Source organism: Crossiella sp. CA-258035 (assembly GCF_030064675.1).
Lineage (GTDB): Bacteria > Actinomycetota > Actinomycetes > Mycobacteriales > Pseudonocardiaceae > Crossiella.
Genome location: NZ_CP116413.1, coordinates 3,392,129 through 3,406,932, shown reverse-complemented (window position 1 = coordinate 3,406,932; position 14,804 = coordinate 3,392,129). Strand labels below are relative to the sequence as shown.

The window sequence follows — 14,804 nt, the reverse complement described above, 5'->3', positions numbered from 1 at the left end:
ATAACCCGTTCCGGTCAAGGTCAACCACTGTTAGCCTGCCCGCCATGATGTTCATCCGACGCTGACCCGGCCACCGGCGGGCAGCGGATTCCCCATCGCTGGTGATGCGGGGCGGCACAACGCCGTCCCGGGTCGCGACGTGGGAGCAGATCGGATGATCTCTCGGGTTTCACCGCGTCCAGGCGCAGTCGTCCACACGTGACGGCCGCGCGCCTGGTGGCGCGGACGGTGCGGGGTCTTGAGCAGGTGGTGGCCGAGGAGGTCCGGCCGCTCGGTCCCGTGGAGTTCCAAGGACATCGCGAGGTGTGGTTCCGCGCGGAGCCGGCCCCGGCGGTGCTGGGCTTGCGGTGCGCCGATGACGTGCTGCTGCACGGGATCTCGGTGCGCGGCATCGGTCCGGCCCGCGCGGACCTGCCCGTGCTGGCCGAGGCCGCGGCGCGGATGCCGTTGGCGGAGCTGCTGATGGCGCGGAAACGCTGTGGCGGCAAGGACTTCGCGACCGGGGTTGCGGTGTCGGCGTCGTTCTTGGGGCGGCGCAACTACAACCGGTACGACCTGGAGGACGCGGTGGGGCGGCCGGTGGCGTCGGCGCTGGGACTGCTGTACTGGAGCAGGCGGGGCGGAGTGGTGCCACCGGACGGCGGGTTGTCCTGGCGGGTGACCGTGGAAGGTGATCGGGCGCTGGTGGCGTTGCGGATCGGCGAGCGGCCGTTGCACCGGCGCGGGTATCGGCGGGTGACCCGGGCCGGGAGCCTGCATCCGCCGGTGGCCGCGGCGATGGCGCGGCTGGGCGGGGGCGGGCGGGTGCTGGATCCCTGTTGCGGGGCCGGGACGCTGGCGGTGGAGGCGGCGCTGGGCGGGGCTGAGGTGGTGCTGGGGCTGGACCGGGATGCCGGGGCGGTGGCGGCGGCGCGGGTGAACGGGGCCGCGGCGGGGCTGGGCGGCGGGATCGGTTGGGGTGTCGCGGATGCCGGGCGGTTGCCGGTCTCCGACGGTGCCATCGATCTGGTGCTGTGCAACCCGCCGTGGGACCGCCAGGTCCCGCCCACCGGGGTGCTCGCCCGCCGGCCGCAGCGCTTCTGGCGCGAACTGCGCCGAGTGCTGCGTCCCGGTGGGCGAGCCGTTCTGCTGTTGCCCGCGAATGCGCTCCCCCGCGCCGGATTTCAGCTGCTGGACCGGTTGCCGATCAGCCTGTCCGGGCAGCATCCGGAGATTGTCACCGTGCGCCGTGACTAACGCCTCGCCCGGATCAGCCACGCGGCCGAGCCATAACGGACGCCGTCCTCGGTCAGGTGCTCGGCCATGTCCGCGCGCACCCCGTCCACGATCCTGGCCTGGGTGTCCGCGTCCTGCTCGGCCATCATCCAGCCGAACTGCTCGGTGATGAACTCCAGCGCGTCCTCGACATCGGCTCCGAACCACATCGACTCGCTCAGCGCCTCGATGCGCACGTCGGCGAACCCGGCCGTGGTCAGCAGGTCCCTGGTCAGGTCCGGATCGGTCAGCCCGCCCGCGCTGGGCGGCCGCACCTCAGGCGGGACGCCGTTGGCGAAGGCGGTGCGGAAGGCGCGCATCCACTCGTTGGCCGCCAGCGGTTGCCAGGTCAGCAGGGTGAGTCCGCCGCCGGGGCGCAGGGCGCGGGCCAGGTTGGCGAAGGCGGCGGGGGCGTCGCCGAAGAACATCGCGCCGTGGCGGCTGACCACCCGGTCGAAGCCGCCGGGGGTGAACGGGTGGGACTGGGCGTCGAGCTGGTCGAAGGCCGCGTTGGCCAGGCCCTCGCGCTCGGCCTGTTCGCGGGCCAGGGCGAGCAGCGGTGTGGACAGGTCGACGCCCAGCGCGCTGCCCTGGTGGGCGAGGCGGGCGGCGTCCCTGGTGGCCTGGCCCGCGCCGCAGCCGACGTCCAGCACGCGGGAGTCCGGCTCGATCGCGGCCGCGGCGAGGAACTGGCCGTGGTAGCGGGCCACCCCGGCGTCGAAGCGCTCGGCGCGGCGGGTCCAGAACTCGCCCTGGCCGCCGTCCCAGGCCTTGAGCTGCTCGGTGTTGGAGGGGTCGATCCGCAAGGCGCTGCTCCGTTTCACAGCCCGACCGCCCCGTCGACGCATTCGCGGAGCAGGTCGGCGTGTCCGTTGTGGCGGGCGTACTCCTCGACCAGGTGGATCAGCACCCAGCGCAGCGAGACCGTGCCGCGCCAGCCGTCCACGCCCTCGACGTCCAGGCTGGGCGCCTCGGCGGTGAACCGCTCGGCGAAGGCGACCTCCGCGCGCCAGGCCGCCCAGGCCTCGGCGACCACCGCCGGGTCGGCGCTGGCCTGGTCGAAGTCGGCGTCCGGGTGCTCCGGGGTGACGTAGCGCGGCGGCGCGTCCTGACCGGCCAGCACCACGCGGAACCAGCGGCGCTCGACCTCGGCCAGGTGCCGGACCAGCCCGAGCAGGGACAGCGTGGACGGCGGCACCGACCTGGCCGCCAGCTCGGCGTCCAGGCCCGCGCACTTGAGCTCCAGGGTGGCGCGCTGGCCGTTGAGGACGCCCAGCAGCACCGCGCGCTCCTCGCCGGTGGCGGGGGCGGTCGGCCGGGGGTCTCGGTCGGCGTCGACGAACATCTCCGCACGTCGGCGCGGGCTGGGGCTGGTCACGGGTGCCAACTCTAGGTGCCGCGGCGATCATCGACAGCCGGTTTTCCCTTGACCGTGCCCTGCTCCGCCTCTAGCGTACTGACCCACGCGAATCGGAAAGCGCTTTCCGCATGGGGACGGAGACCGGAGATGACCGACCGCGCACCGGAAGTCAGCCGCTGGCGACTGGCCGCCGAACGCTCCTGGCGGCCGATCGCGCTGCTGGCCGCGGCACTGGCCTGCTGGCAGCTGGTCACCGCCACCGGACTGGTCGCGCCCTACCTCATCCCCTCCCCCGGCGCGACGCTGGCGGTGTTCGCCGCCAAGTGGGGCTACCTCAGCGAGCACACCTGGGTCACCGGCTACGAGACCGTGCTGGGCTTCCTGATCGCCGCGGTGCTCGGCGTGCTGGCCGCGGTGACCATGGTCTACTCCCCCGCGTTGGAGAAGACGCTCTACCCGGTCCTGGTCTTCGCCCAGGTGATCCCCAAGATCGCGGTCGCGCCGCTGTTCGTGGTGTGGCTGGGTTTCGGGCTGGCGCCCAAGGTGCTGGTGGCGGTGCTGATCGCGTTCTTCCCGGTGGTGATCTCCATGGTCACCGGGCTCAAGTCGGTCGGCGCGGAGACCCTGGACCTGGCCGCCACCATGGGCGGCGGGCCGCTGAAGACCTTCGTCAAGATCCGCTTCCCGGCCGCGCTGCCACAGCTGTTCGCCGGGCTGAAGGTCGCGGTGACGCTGGCGGTGACCGGCGCGGTGGTCGGCGAGTTCGTCGGCGCCAACGAGGGCCTGGGCTACGTGATCCTGCAGGCCAACGGAAACCTCGACACGCCAATGCTGTTCGCCGGCCTGATCCTGATGTCGCTGATCGGCGTGGCCCTGTTCGCGCTGCTGGAACTGGCCGAACGGCTGCTGCTGCCCTGGCACGTCAGCCGCCGCGCCGACCCCGTGACCACTCTCTAGGAGGGCCAGCCATGCGCAGCTCCGTCCCCGTCCTGCTCGCCGCGCTGCTGCTGGCCGTCGCCGGGTGCGGCGGCGCGCCGGCCGAGCAGGGCAAGCAGGTCACCCTGACCCTCAACTGGTATCCCTACGGCGAGCACGCGCCCTTCTACCACGGCCTGAAACAGGGCATCTTCGGCAAGCACGGGATCAACCTCAAGATCCAGGCGGGCCAGGGCTCCGGCAAGACCGTGCAGGCCGTCGGCGGCGGCCAGACCGAGTTCGGCTGGGCCGACACCTCCTCTCTGCTCGCCGCGGTCGACTCCGGCGTCCCGGTGAAAAGCCTGGGCGTCTACGTGCAGACCACCCCGGCCGCCGTGCAGTTCTTCGGCGACAAGGGCATCAGCAAACCCGCTGACCTCAAAGGGAAAATCGTCGCGGTGACCGCGGGTGACGCGCTGTCCAAGACCTTCGGCGCCTTCCTCAAGCAGAACGGCCTGGCCGAGGGCGATGTGCGGGTGCAGAACATCGACCCGGCGGGCAAGATCGCCGCGGTGATCGCGGGCCGGGCCGACGCGCTGGTCGGCTACGCCAACGACCAGGGCCCGATCATCCAGGACAAGGCCGGGAAACCGGTGTCCCAGCTGCGTTTCGCCGACTTCGGCCTCACCTACTACAGCGACGGCCTGCTCACCTCCACCGCCCTGCTGGACTCCGACCCTGACCTGGTCAAGCGGATGGTCGCGGCCACCACCGAAGCCTGGGCGGAGGCGGAGAAGAACCCGGCCGCCGCGGTGGAGGCGATGAAGGACGCCTCCGCCCAGCTGCCCCCGCCCGCGGTGGTGCTCGACCAGTTCACCGCCACCCGCGCGCTGCTGCACACCGCGGGCACCCGCGGCCAGGCCCCCGGGGTCAACACCGAGGCCGACTGGCGGGCCACCATCGAGCTGTTCGCGCGCACCGGAATCCTCGCCGCGGCAAAGGATCCCGGCACCTACTGGGCCCAGCACCTGGCGCCGAAGGGATGAGCCGGGTGATCACGACCCGCACCAGCCACGCGGTCCGGCTGGACTCGGTCGCGGTGCGCTTCCGGGCCCGCCGCCAGGCCGTGACCGCCGTGGACGGGGTGTCCCTGGACGTGGCGCCCGGCGAGTTCGTCGCCCTGGTCGGCCCGTCCGGCTGCGGCAAGTCCACCCTGCTGAAACTGGTGGCCGGACTGCTGAAACCCTCCGCGGGCGCGGTGCACCTGCTCGGCGAACAGGTGCGCGGACCCCGCCACGACATCGGCTACGTCTTCCAGCGCGCCGCCCTGCTGGACTGGCGCTCGGCCCGCCGCAACATCCTGCTACAGGCGGAGATGCGCGGCATGCCCGCCGCCGAGGCCGGGAGGCGCACCGACGAGCTGATCGAGCTGACCGGCCTGTCCGGCTTCGCCGACGCGCTGCCGCACGAGCTCTCCGGCGGCATGCGGCAGCGGGTGGCGCTGTGCCGGGCGCTGCTGCACCGGCCCCAGGTGCTGCTGATGGACGAGCCCTTCGGCGCACTGGACGCGCTCACCCGCGAGCAGCTCAACGTGGAGCTGCACCGGATCTGGCGGGAGACCGGCACCACGGTGCTGCTGGTCACCCACTCCATCGCCGAGTCCGCCTACCTGGCCAACCGGGTGGTCGTGCTCACCGCCCGGCCCGGCCGGATCGCCGAGACCATCCCGATCGACCTGCCCGCCCGGCGCGACTACGCGGAAACCATGGCGCTGCCCGCGTTCGCCGCGGCCACCACCCGGATCCGGCAGCTGCTCGGCGCGGCGGGGACCGCGGAGTGAGCCCCGGTCAGCACGTGTCCGCTCGACGGCAACTATGGTGGCCGGATGGCATCGGTCAAACAGTTCCAGGTCACCTTCGACTGCGCGGAACCTGAGCGCCTCGCCCAGTTCTGGTCCGAGGTGCTGGGCTACGTCACGCCGCCGCCGTCGCCGGAGGGGCAGAGCTCGGCCGTCTGCACCGATCCCACGGGTGTCGGTCCTCGGCTGTACTTCCAGCGCGTGCCCGAGGGCAAGGTGGTCAAGAACCGGGTGCACCTGTGCGTGCGGGCCGGCACCGGGCTGGTGGGCGCCGAGCGCCTGGCCGTGCTGGAGGCGGAGTGCGCCCGGCTGGTCGCGCTCGGTGCGGTGCGCCTGCGGCTGCTGGAAGCCGATGAGGAGAACGAGTCGTGCATCGTGATGCAGGACATCGAGGGCAACGAGTTCTGCGTCGACTGAGGTCCTGCTTCCCGGCTGGGTGGCTTTTTTCTTGTTCGGAGGGATTAATTTCGCTCGACACTGAAACAATCGTGATGACAAAGTCGTAGTTGTGTCGCAGCCGCCCGGCGTGACCAGCCAAGATCGGGTCGCCGCCGCATACTGGCCGGGTGGTCGCGATTCTGCTCATCGAGGACGATCCGCTGGTGCGCCGTGGGTTGCAGCTCGCGCTGGACCGGCACGGCCACCAGGTGCGCACCGCCGAGGACGGCGAGGCCGGGCTGCGTGAGCTGGCCGCCACCCCGCCGGATGTGGTGGTGCTCGACGTCATGCTGCCCGGGGTGGACGGCTTCGAGGTGTGCCGGCGGATCCGGAGCGCGGGCACGGTGCCGGTGATCATGCTGACCGCGCGCGGCGACGACTTCGACGTGGTGCGCGGGCTGGAGGCCGGGGCCGATGACTACGTGGTGAAACCGGCGCAGCCGACCGTGCTGGACGCGCGGATCCGGGCGGTGCTGCGGCGCAGCGGGATCACACCGGACGGGGTGCTCACCCACGGCGAGCTGAGCATCGACCCGGCCGCGGCCACCGTGTCGCTGGCCGGGGAGCCGGTGGCGCTGACCCCGACGGAGTTCCGGCTGCTGCTGACCCTGGCCCGCGCGCCGGGGCGGGTGTTCAGCCGCCAGCAGCTGCTGGAACTGGTGTGGGAGCACGACTACCTCGGCGACTCGCGGCTGGTGGACAACTGCGTGCAGCGGCTGCGGGCCAAGATCGAGCGTTCGCCGCGCGAACCCGAGCACGTGCTGACCGCGCGGGGCTTCGGCTACCGGTTCGGCGCGCGATGAGGGTGCGCTGGCCGTACGGGCTGCGCACCCGGCTGGTGCTGGCGTTTGTGCTGGTCACCGCGCTGGGTGCGGTGGCAGCGGCCTGGGCTGGCGCGGGTTCGGCGCGGTCGGCGCTGCTCAGCGAGGCGCGGCAGCGGCTGACCGGGGAGCTGACCGCGCGGATCGCCGCGGTGGCCAGGGAGCTGACCTTCCCGCCGGACGCCGCCGCGCTGGACCGGCTGCGCGCGGCGGTCGGCGAGCAGACGCTGGTGTCCTATGTGGACCGCAGCTCGGGCGGTGGCGCGGAGCGGGCGGCCGAGGCGCTGCGCGGCGCGGTGCGGGAGCGGCAACGCCTGGTGTGGCAACGGATCGACGCGGACGGGCCGCGGCTGCTCATCGGCACGCCGGTGATGATCACCGCGGTGGACGGGCAGCGCAGACCCTCGGGCATCGAGGTCTACGCGGTGCGCGACCTGGCGGGCACCCAGGCCCAGCTGGACGAGCTGACCATGGCCGCCGCGCGCACCAGCGCGATCGCCCTGCCGCTGGCGGTGCTGCTCGCGCTGCTGGCCGCGGGCGGGGTGCTGGGGCCGGTCCGCCGGGTCCGCGACACCGCGCGCACGCTGGCCGCGGGTGACCTCGGCGCGCGGCTTCCGGTGCGCGGCAAGGACGAGCTGGCCGAGCTGTCCGTGACGGTCAACGAGATGGCCGAGGCGTTGCAGCGCACGGTGGCCGAGCTGCGGCGGCTGGAGGCCGACGCGCGCCGGTTCGTCGCCGACGTCTCACACGAGCTGCGCACCCCGCTGAGCACCCTGGCCGCGGTGAGCGAACTGCTCCAAGCGGGCAGCGGCAAGCTGGACCCGGTGGAACGGGAGTCGGCGGAGCTGGCGGTGGCGGCCACCCAGCGGCTGGTGCGGCTGGTCGAGGAGCTGATGGAGGTCTCCCGGTTCGACGCGGGCATGGCGCGGCTGCGGATCGAGGAGGTCGAGGTGGCCGGGGCGATCCGGGACTGCCTGCGGGTCCGCGGCTGGCTGGACCAGGTGGCGACGGACCTGCCGGAGGTGCGAGCCAGGCTGGATCCGCGGCGGCTGGACGTGATCGTGGCCAACCTGGTCGGCAACGCGCTGCGGCACGGCGCGCCCCCGGTGACCGTGCGACTGCGCGCCACCGCCGACCGGATCGAGATCGAGGTCGCCGACCGGGGTCCCGGGCTGCCGGAATCCGTGCTGCCCCAGGTGTTCGACCGGTTCTACAAGGCCGACCCGGCGCGCACCGGCGGCAGCGGACTTGGCCTGTCCATCGCGCTGGCCAACGCCCGCCTGCACGGCGGCGACCTCACCGCGGGCAACGCTCCGGCCGGCGGGGCCCGCTTCGTCCTGGTGCTGCCGAGGATGGCGTTTTGAGGCGGCTCGCGCTGGCCGCGCTGCTGACGCTGACCGCTGGCTGCGGCATCCCACCGTCCACTGTGGAGGACGGCGGCGAGGCGCCGACCGGGGTCTCCCCCACCGTGACGCTGTACTTCGTCGACACCAAGGGCGAGCTCCGCCGCACCGAACGCGACACCCACCGCCTCGGCTCCATCGGCGAGGCCGTCGCGCTGCTGCTCACCGGCCCCGGCGACGAGCGCGGACTGCACTCCGAGATCGCCAAGACCGGCAACACCCTGGTCAGCGCCACCACCGAACCCGGCCTGATCACCCTGGTCCTGCCGCTGTCCCGAGCCGAGCTGACCGACCGCGGCGTCGACCAGATCGTCTGCACCGCCCTGGGCGTGCACGTGCAGGGCGGCGGATCGGCGTCGACCAGGGTGCAACTTCAGCTCACCCTGCCCGGCACCGATCCACTCGGCCCGCGCACCTGCCCACCCCGCTAACCCACCCCCGAGTGTTGGCCGTTGTGGTACGCCGTGTTGGCCGATCTCGTACCCAATGTTGGCCGTTGCCGTACCCGGTGTTGGCCGCCGCCGTACCAGTTCGGCCAACACTCCGTACGACAACGGCCAACACTCGGGGGTGGGGTTAGCAGCCCTTGAAGTGCTGGTCGGCGGACCAGCCGGTGTTGGCCCAGGTGTCCGGGGAGACCTTGGTGACGCCGGAGAAGCGGGCGGTCAGGGCGTCGAGCAGCCAGGCGGTGAAGCGGGCCGCGCCTGCCGGGCAGGTGTGGATGCCGTCGCTGCTGCGCTCGACCTTGCCCTCGCGTTCCCGCTGGTAGGCCGCGCCCCAGACCTGACCGGCGTCCAGCACCTCGGCCCGGCCGCCGGCGGCGACCTCGCGCAGCACCGTGGCGGTGCGGGCCAGCTCGTCCATGTGCCCGGCGTAGAACTCATCCGGCTTGATCGGCGGCATGGTCACGAACAGCACCTTCGCCTGCCCGGCCGCCTTGACCAGCCGCTCGTACCCGGCGCGCTGCTCGGCGGCGCTGCCCCAGTCATAGGTGGTCACCTGGTAGACGAGCACGTCCGGCCGGAACTCCGCGATCGTGCCGGGCAGTTCGGCCCAGGTCATCTCGGCCAACGGACCGACCACGCCGCCACCGCCCGCGGCGGCCACCGACTTCAGGGTCAGGCCGCTGGCCTTGGTCGCTGCCGCCAGCGGCAGCGCGAGTCCGACGGCGATGGAGTCGCCCATGAACAGCACCCTGGATGCCTTGGGGCCGTTGGCCGAGACCGCGCCACCGCCGCCGAGCGCACCAGTGTCGATCACCGCCGCGGCGGGCCGGGGCACCGCGATCCAGGTCAGCGCGACCACCGCCATGCTGGCCGCGAAGGCCACCAGTCCGGTGTGGCCACGGGCCCAGGTCGCGCGGAACCGGACCGGGTCCTCCACGGACACCTTCGACAGCACCGCCAGTGCCAGGGAGACCGCGCAGACCAGCAGCGTCCAAGCCCAGCCGTCCAGTCCGGTCTTCTCCTTGCCCAGCAACAGGAACACCGGCCAGTGCCACAGGTAGAGGCTGTAGGAGACGAGTCCCAGCCCGCGCAGCGGCCGCCAGGCCAGGCCGCGCGCCAGCACCGACCCCGGGGCCAGCACGATCAGCAGCGCCGCGGCCGCCGCGTGCGCGAACAGCCCGCCCTGGAACAGGATCGGTGAGTGCTCCCCGTCCACCAGCAGCCAGCTCACCGCCAGCCCGGCCACCAGCGGTAGCACCATCCACGAGGGCACCCGGCGCAGCACCCACTGTCGCACCGCCGGCACCGCCACCAGCGCGCCCAGCAGCAGCGAGAACGCCCTGGTGTCGGTGCCGGTGTACACCCGGTCCGGTTCGGCCAGCAGCACCATGAGCCCCAGCGACAGCAGCGAACCCAGCCCCGCGGCCAGCGCCACCGCCCGTTCCCGGCGCAACGCGAGCACCACCAGCGGCCACAGCAGGTAGAACTGCTCCTCCACCGCGATGCTCCACAGGTGCCCGAACACCCGCCCCGGCCCGAACCGGTCCCAGTACCCCGCCGACTCGGCCAGCAGGTGCCAGTTGGCCAGGTTGAGCTGGGTCCACGGCCCGTCCGCGAGCGCGCCGCGCAGCTGGTCGGGGGTGCCGAAAGCCCAGGTGAGCAGGGTGACACCGACCAGCAGCACCGCCAGCGCGGGCCACAGGCGGCGGATCCGGCGGCCCCAGAACCGGGGCAGGGACAGGTGGCGGTCGCGCAGCAGCAGGTCGGTGATGAGGTAGCCGGAGAGCACGAAGAACAGGTCCACGCCGAGGAACCCGCCGCTGAGGTGACCGGCGTGGAAGAGCAGGACCCCGGCGATGGCCAGGCCGCGCAGGCCGTCCAGCTCGGGGATGTGCGGGCGGGTGGCCGGTGCGCCGGACCGGGAGTCCACTGTGGACGGTACGGGAGGTGCGTTGGTCATGCCCCGAGCCAAGCCGCCGTGTTTCCCATCCCGGTCCCGGCGGTGTCGCAGTCCTGTCGCGACAGTCACGACCCGAGACCTGGGTCACGGGTTAGTCACTGTGCGTAACGTCTGGTGGCCGTCGCCCGACAGCCGGATGTCCCGCACCGACGTCGCTGAGGTGGGCGATGAGTCTGAGCGTCTGGTTGTCCCTGATCTCCCCTGCCGTGGCGGTGCTGGTCGCCGTCTGGGGGTTCCGGCGGTCCACCCGCGCGGACCGGCTGCGCGCGTTCTTCGACCTGCACGAGCGCTACCTCGCCGCCGAGGTGCGCGCCGGGCGGCGGATCCTGCACCAGCTGGTGGCCGGGCGCTCGCCGGAGCAGCTGGCCGAGCTGGACCGGGCCACCCTGGACCGGGTCGGCTACACCCTCGCGGTGCTCAACTCGATCGCGATCGCCTGCGCGGGCGGCTACGTGGACCGGAAGCTGGTGCGGCGCAGCATGGGCCGTTCCTACGCCAGCGCGGTGGCCGCGGCCCAGCCCTACCTGGACCGGGTGCAGGCCCAGCGCGGCTACCGACCCTACCCCTTCGCCGAAGCCCTGGCCGCGGAGCTCAGGGAGGGCGCCCATGTCGAATCCCGGGACTGACCGCAGGCTCCGGTTGTGCGTGGTGCAGCTGGACGGGCTGCCGCACGCGCGCACCCCGGAAAGCCTGTGGCTGCCCGCCGAACCGTTGTACGAGGCCGGGAAAGGACCCGGCGAGCTGTCCGCGGCGCAGCTGTTCAGCGGCGCGCACCCCTCGGTCTACGACGGCATCCAGGAGCTGTCCACCACCGCGACCAGGGCCTGCCTGGTCGAGCTGATGGCCTTCCTGGACCGGCAGTCCGCCGACGTGGTGGTCTTCCCCGAGTACCTGGTGCCGCTGGGCTGCCTGGACACCCTGCGCGAGTTCTCCGCCGGGCGGGTCGTGGTGGCGGGACTGGGTTTTGTGCGCAACACCGCCGAGGCCGCCGACCTGGTCGCGCTGGCAGGCGAGGGCTGGCGCAGCGAACACCTGGTGCACCGCAACGTCTCCGTGCTCATCCATGACGGCACGGTGCACCTGGTCACCAAGCTCTCCCTGGCCGACGGCGAGAACGCCACCGCGGGCCGGGGCGTGGAGGTGGTCGAGCTGACCCTGCGCGGGCGGCAGGTGCGGCTGGCGGTCGCGGTGTGCAAGGACTACCTGCTGTGGGAGAGCAACGCGACCGTGCTGCGCGCCGACATCGTGTGCGTGCCGGCCAACTCCCCCACCGTGCTGCCGTTCCGGCCGGACGCGCCCCGGGACCACGTGCGGCTGCTGGCCAACGCGGCCTGCCACGGCGGCTCGCAGATCATGGTGCCCGCGCTGGACGGCCCGCTGGTGAACCGGCTGGGCGTGGAGCCGATCGGCAAGGGCTTCCAGGCGGTGGTGCTGGTGGAGTACGACCGGTACCCGCAGCGGCCCACCGCGCTGGACCGGCCGGAGAACAGCCTGGCGCTGCGCGCGCAGATCATCGGCGCGGCCGAGGAGGCGGAGCTGGCGGTGCTCGCCGAGCTGACCGAGCTGGCCGCGACCACACCGGGCAAGACCCTGCGGGCGCAGGTGGCCGAGCTGCGCGCCCGGCTGACCGGCGGCGGTCCGCTGGCCCAGGCCCTGGACGCCTACGACATCTACCTGGCGCAGGGCTTCGACCCGGACAAGGAGCTGCACGACCTGCTGTGCACGCACGTGGCGGTCACCGGCGGCGGCCAGTCCGCCATCCGCGGCGACCAGGCCCGCTACATCGTGCGGATGCTGCGCGAGCTCGACGGCGAGGGCGGCCGGTTCGGCGCGGCCCGCGACACCTACCAGCGGCTGGCCGAGCGGTTCCGCGGCCAGGAGCCTGCCGGGCTGGTCGTGGTGCCCGCACCCCGGCAGTCGCCACCCGCGCCGGAGCGGACCAGCCTGCTGCGCTACACCCGTTCCACCGCGCGGGACGGCACCCGTTCGGAGAGCTGGGAGTTCCACGATCCCGCGTTGGCGCGGGAGTTCCTGCTCAACCCGCCGCCCGAGATCGACCGAGGAGCCAGCGATGAGTGATCCGGCCGAGCAGGAGTCCCGGCTGGCCGCCAGGGTGCGGGAGCTGCGGCAGCGCGCGGAAACCGATCCGGTCGAAGCGCGGGCCGCGCTGGCCGTGGCGCTGCTGCGGCTGGGCGGGCACCAGGCCCGCACCGGGGCCCGGGTGGCCGCGCTGACCGCGGTGCGCGAGGCGGCCCGGCTGGCCCACTCGCTCTCAGAGTCCACTGTGGACGATCCGGCGCATGCGGTGGCCTGGCTGTCGTTGCTGAGCAACTCGCTGCAGGTCGAGTACGAGGTGACCCGCGAGCTGGCCGTGCTGGACCGGGCCATCGACACGCTGACCAGGGTGGTCGGCCTGCTCGACCCGCGGGACCGCGACCTCAGCGGGCAGCTGTCCAACCTGGGCAACGCGTTGCGGCAGCGGCACGAGCACACCTTCGACGAGCGGGACCTGCAGGCCGCGGTGCGCCGCCAGCGCCAGGCCCTGCGCGCGGCCCCCGACGACGACCGGGACCGCTCCGCGCTGCTGGCCAACCTGGGCGCCTCGTTGCGGCTGCACTACGAGCGCACCGGCGACCTGGACTCCCTGGACGAGGCGATCGCGGTGCTGCGCCAGGCAGGCGCGGCCACCTCGCCGGAGCACCCCGGCCGGTTGCGGCGGATGTCCAACCTGGGCGCGGCGCTGCGTGCCCGGCACAGCAGGCTGGCCGACCCGGCGGACCTGACCGAGGCGGAGGAGATCCTGCGCCGGGCCGCCGAGGGCACCCGGCTGGACTCCGACGACGCGCTGGCGGTGCTGTCCAACCTGGCCAACGTGTTGCAGGACCAGGCGGACGCGCTGCGGGACGGTGCGAAGCTCACCGAGGCGGCCGAGGTGTTCCGCCGGGTGGCCCACCGGCGGTGCGTGCTGCTCGGCCCGGAACACCCGGACACCCTGGCCAGCCGCAACAACCTGGCCAACATCCTGGCCCAGCAAGGGAAACTGGCCGAGGCCGAGCACACCTACACCAGGCTGCTCGCCGACCTGCCCAGGGTGCTCGGCGCGGACCACCCCGACACCCTGGCCAGCCGCAACAACCTGGCCAACGTGCTGGCCCAGCAGGGCAAGTCGGCCGAGGCGGAGGCGGCCTACACCGAGCTGCTGGCCGACCAGGTGCGGGTGCTCGGCGCGGACCATCCGGACACTGTGGACAGTCGCAACAACCTGGCCGCGGTGCTGACCCGGCAGGGCAAGCTGGTCCAGGCGCGGGCGACCTACCAGGAGGTGCTGCACGCCCAGCTGCGGGTGCGCGGCGAGGACCACCCGGACACCCAGCGCACCAAGGCGTTGCTGTCCGGACTGGCCGACATGCTGAGCAGCCGGGTCAGCGTGGTGGTGCCCAGGGTGATGCTGGCGGTCCACCTCACATCCACTGTGGACAGTTCCGGGCACGAGCGGATCACGTTGTGGCGACGGATGTACGAGGCACTGAAGAAGGCGGTGACCCGCAGCCACATCCCGTGGGCGGACTGCGCGACGGAGAGCTACGGCGACGGAGTGCTGCTGTTGCTGCCGCCGCAGGTCTCCCGGGAGCAGCTGGTGGCGATGGTGCCGGACAACCTGTCCACCGAGCTGCGCGCGATCAACGCGACCCTGCTGCCGGTGCAGCAGGTGCGGCTGCGGGTGGCCATGCACGCCGGTCCGGTGCGGGTGGACGACCGGGGCGTGACCAGCCCCGCCGTGCTGCACGCCTTCGGCATGGCCGACACCCCGGCCCTGCACGAGACCCTGCGCACCGACCGCGCCGACCTGGCCCTGATCATCTCCGACACGCTCTACCAGAGCACCACCCGCACCCCCGGCGCGCTGTTCCGCCCGGCCAGGGTCCCGGTGGGCAACGCCGACCTGCTCGCCTGGATCCTGCACCGCCCACGGCAGCTGACCGCGGGCAAGCCGAGCACCGGAGCCGCGGTGTCCACTGTGGACCACTACGTGCTGGCGATGGCCACCGACGCGCTGCTGGCGGTGCCGCTGTGCCGGTTCCCGTACAGCCGCCAGCGCCTGCTGGACTCCCTGGACCCGGCGATCAGCTCCTCGGTGCACCGCGACACCCGCGCCAGGCAGGAGGTGCAGAACATCCTGCGCACCTGCCTGGCGCACGAGGACGGCCTGGCCCAGCTGCTGGCCGCGGTGCGCAGGCTGGAGCACGCCACGCTGCCGGTGCGGCACCTGACCAGCACGCTGGCCCGGCTGTTCACCGACCGGGGCAAGCCGGGGCCGCGCCCGAGCTGACGCCGGGCGCGGCCGGGGG

General features: G+C 73.0%; 14 protein-coding genes. 11 read left to right on the top strand and 3 right to left on the bottom strand.

Annotation, left to right across the window (positions count from 1 at the left end; all coding sequences use genetic code 11):
* The first annotated feature begins 198 nt into the window (after positions 1-198).
* The gene (locus tag N8J89_RS15720; protein WP_283665087.1) at positions 199-1,236 is read left to right on the top strand and encodes a methyltransferase domain-containing protein; all 1,038 of its coding nucleotides are present in this window, start codon (positions 199-201) and stop codon (positions 1,234-1,236) included.
* Here N8J89_RS15720 and N8J89_RS15715 read toward each other — a convergent pair.
* Together N8J89_RS15715 and N8J89_RS15710 are read right to left on the bottom strand one after the other, a co-directional pair.
* Entirely contained in the window at positions 1,233-2,078 is an 846-nt protein-coding gene (locus N8J89_RS15715; RefSeq protein ID WP_283665086.1) for a class I SAM-dependent methyltransferase, read from the bottom strand. The two genes, N8J89_RS15720 and N8J89_RS15715, sit on opposite strands and share 4 nt — an antisense overlap.
* Positions 2,075-2,599 (bottom strand): DinB family protein, encoded by a 525-nt coding sequence (locus N8J89_RS15710; RefSeq protein ID WP_283666174.1) that lies wholly within the window; start codon positions 2,597-2,599, stop codon positions 2,075-2,077. Before N8J89_RS15710 ends, N8J89_RS15715 begins: the two co-directional genes overlap by 4 nt.
* Positions 2,600-2,761: 162 nt before the next feature.
* Here N8J89_RS15710 and N8J89_RS15705 point away from each other — a divergent pair, with 162 nt between their 5' ends.
* From N8J89_RS15705 to N8J89_RS15675, 7 genes are all read left to right on the top strand, one after another.
* Entirely contained in the window at positions 2,762-3,571 is an 810-nt protein-coding gene (locus N8J89_RS15705; protein ID WP_283665085.1) for an ABC transporter permease, read from the top strand.
* 11 nt (positions 3,572-3,582) lie between these two features.
* Positions 3,583-4,575 carry an ABC transporter substrate-binding protein gene (locus N8J89_RS15700; protein WP_283665084.1) on the top strand — a complete coding sequence of 331 codons (993 nt, stop codon included), beginning with the start codon at positions 3,583-3,585 and terminating at the stop codon, positions 4,573-4,575.
* Positions 4,572-5,369, top strand: coding sequence for an ABC transporter ATP-binding protein (locus N8J89_RS15695; protein WP_502868449.1), 798 nt, complete (start codon positions 4,572-4,574; stop codon positions 5,367-5,369). Before N8J89_RS15700 ends, N8J89_RS15695 begins: the two co-directional genes overlap by 4 nt.
* A gap of 45 nt (positions 5,370-5,414) precedes the next feature.
* Entirely contained in the window at positions 5,415-5,804 is a 390-nt protein-coding gene (locus N8J89_RS15690) for a VOC family protein (protein WP_283665082.1), read from the top strand.
* 149 nt (positions 5,805-5,953) lie between these two features.
* Complete coding sequence (locus N8J89_RS15685; protein WP_283665081.1) at positions 5,954-6,628, top strand: response regulator; 675 nt, start codon at positions 5,954-5,956, stop codon at positions 6,626-6,628.
* A complete protein-coding gene (locus N8J89_RS15680) occupies positions 6,625-8,010 on the top strand; it encodes an ATP-binding protein (protein ID WP_283665080.1) in 1,386 nt (461 codons plus the stop codon). Before N8J89_RS15685 ends, N8J89_RS15680 begins: the two co-directional genes overlap by 4 nt.
* Positions 8,007-8,480, top strand: coding sequence for a hypothetical protein (locus tag N8J89_RS15675; RefSeq protein WP_283665079.1), 474 nt, complete (start codon positions 8,007-8,009; stop codon positions 8,478-8,480). The genes N8J89_RS15680 and N8J89_RS15675 overlap by 4 nt, the downstream gene beginning before the upstream one ends.
* 145 nt (positions 8,481-8,625) lie before the next feature.
* Here the strand turns inward: N8J89_RS15675 and N8J89_RS15670 are convergent, their stop codons facing one another.
* The gene (locus N8J89_RS15670) at positions 8,626-10,455 is read right to left on the bottom strand and encodes an SGNH/GDSL hydrolase family protein (protein WP_283665078.1); all 1,830 of its coding nucleotides are present in this window, start codon (positions 10,453-10,455) and stop codon (positions 8,626-8,628) included.
* A 167-nt stretch (positions 10,456-10,622) separates the two neighbouring features.
* Between N8J89_RS15670 and N8J89_RS15665 the strand changes: the two genes are divergently transcribed.
* From N8J89_RS15665 to N8J89_RS15655, 3 genes are read left to right on the top strand one after another with little or no spacing between them, the layout of a single operon-like run.
* Positions 10,623-11,081: a DUF4760 domain-containing protein gene (locus N8J89_RS15665; RefSeq protein WP_283665077.1), complete on the top strand. Its 459-nt coding sequence runs from the start codon at positions 10,623-10,625 to the stop codon at positions 11,079-11,081.
* On the top strand, positions 11,062-12,534 hold the full coding sequence (locus N8J89_RS15660) for a hypothetical protein (RefSeq protein WP_283665076.1): 1,473 nt from the start codon (positions 11,062-11,064) through the stop codon (positions 12,532-12,534). The genes N8J89_RS15665 and N8J89_RS15660 overlap by 20 nt, the downstream gene beginning before the upstream one ends.
* Positions 12,527-14,785, top strand: coding sequence for a tetratricopeptide repeat protein (locus N8J89_RS15655; RefSeq protein WP_283665075.1), 2,259 nt, complete (start codon positions 12,527-12,529; stop codon positions 14,783-14,785). The genes N8J89_RS15660 and N8J89_RS15655 overlap by 8 nt, the downstream gene beginning before the upstream one ends.
* The last annotated feature ends 19 nt before the right edge of the window (positions 14,786-14,804 follow it).

Bases quoted from the DNA above. Each gene is read 5' to 3' on its own strand.
- N8J89_RS15690 (WP_283665082.1), top strand. From the start codon at position 5,415: ATGGCATCGGTCAAACAGTTCCAGGTCACCTTCGACTGCGCGGAACCT.
- N8J89_RS15655 (WP_283665075.1), top strand. From the start codon at position 12,527: ATGAGTGATCCGGCCGAGCAGGAGTCCCGGCTGGCCGCCAGGGTGCGG.
- N8J89_RS15680 (WP_283665080.1), top strand. From the start codon at position 6,625: ATGAGGGTGCGCTGGCCGTACGGGCTGCGCACCCGGCTGGTGCTGGCG.
- N8J89_RS15670 (WP_283665078.1), bottom strand. From the start codon at position 10,455: ATGACCAACGCACCTCCCGTACCGTCCACAGTGGACTCCCGGTCCGGC.
- N8J89_RS15710 (WP_283666174.1), bottom strand. From the start codon at position 2,599: ATGTTCGTCGACGCCGACCGAGACCCCCGGCCGACCGCCCCCGCCACC.
- N8J89_RS15665 (WP_283665077.1), top strand. From the start codon at position 10,623: ATGAGTCTGAGCGTCTGGTTGTCCCTGATCTCCCCTGCCGTGGCGGTG.
- N8J89_RS15700 (WP_283665084.1), top strand. From the start codon at position 3,583: ATGCGCAGCTCCGTCCCCGTCCTGCTCGCCGCGCTGCTGCTGGCCGTC.
- N8J89_RS15660 (WP_283665076.1), top strand. From the start codon at position 11,062: ATGTCGAATCCCGGGACTGACCGCAGGCTCCGGTTGTGCGTGGTGCAG.
- N8J89_RS15705 (WP_283665085.1), top strand. From the start codon at position 2,762: ATGACCGACCGCGCACCGGAAGTCAGCCGCTGGCGACTGGCCGCCGAA.
- N8J89_RS15695 (WP_502868449.1), top strand. From the start codon at position 4,572: ATGAGCCGGGTGATCACGACCCGCACCAGCCACGCGGTCCGGCTGGAC.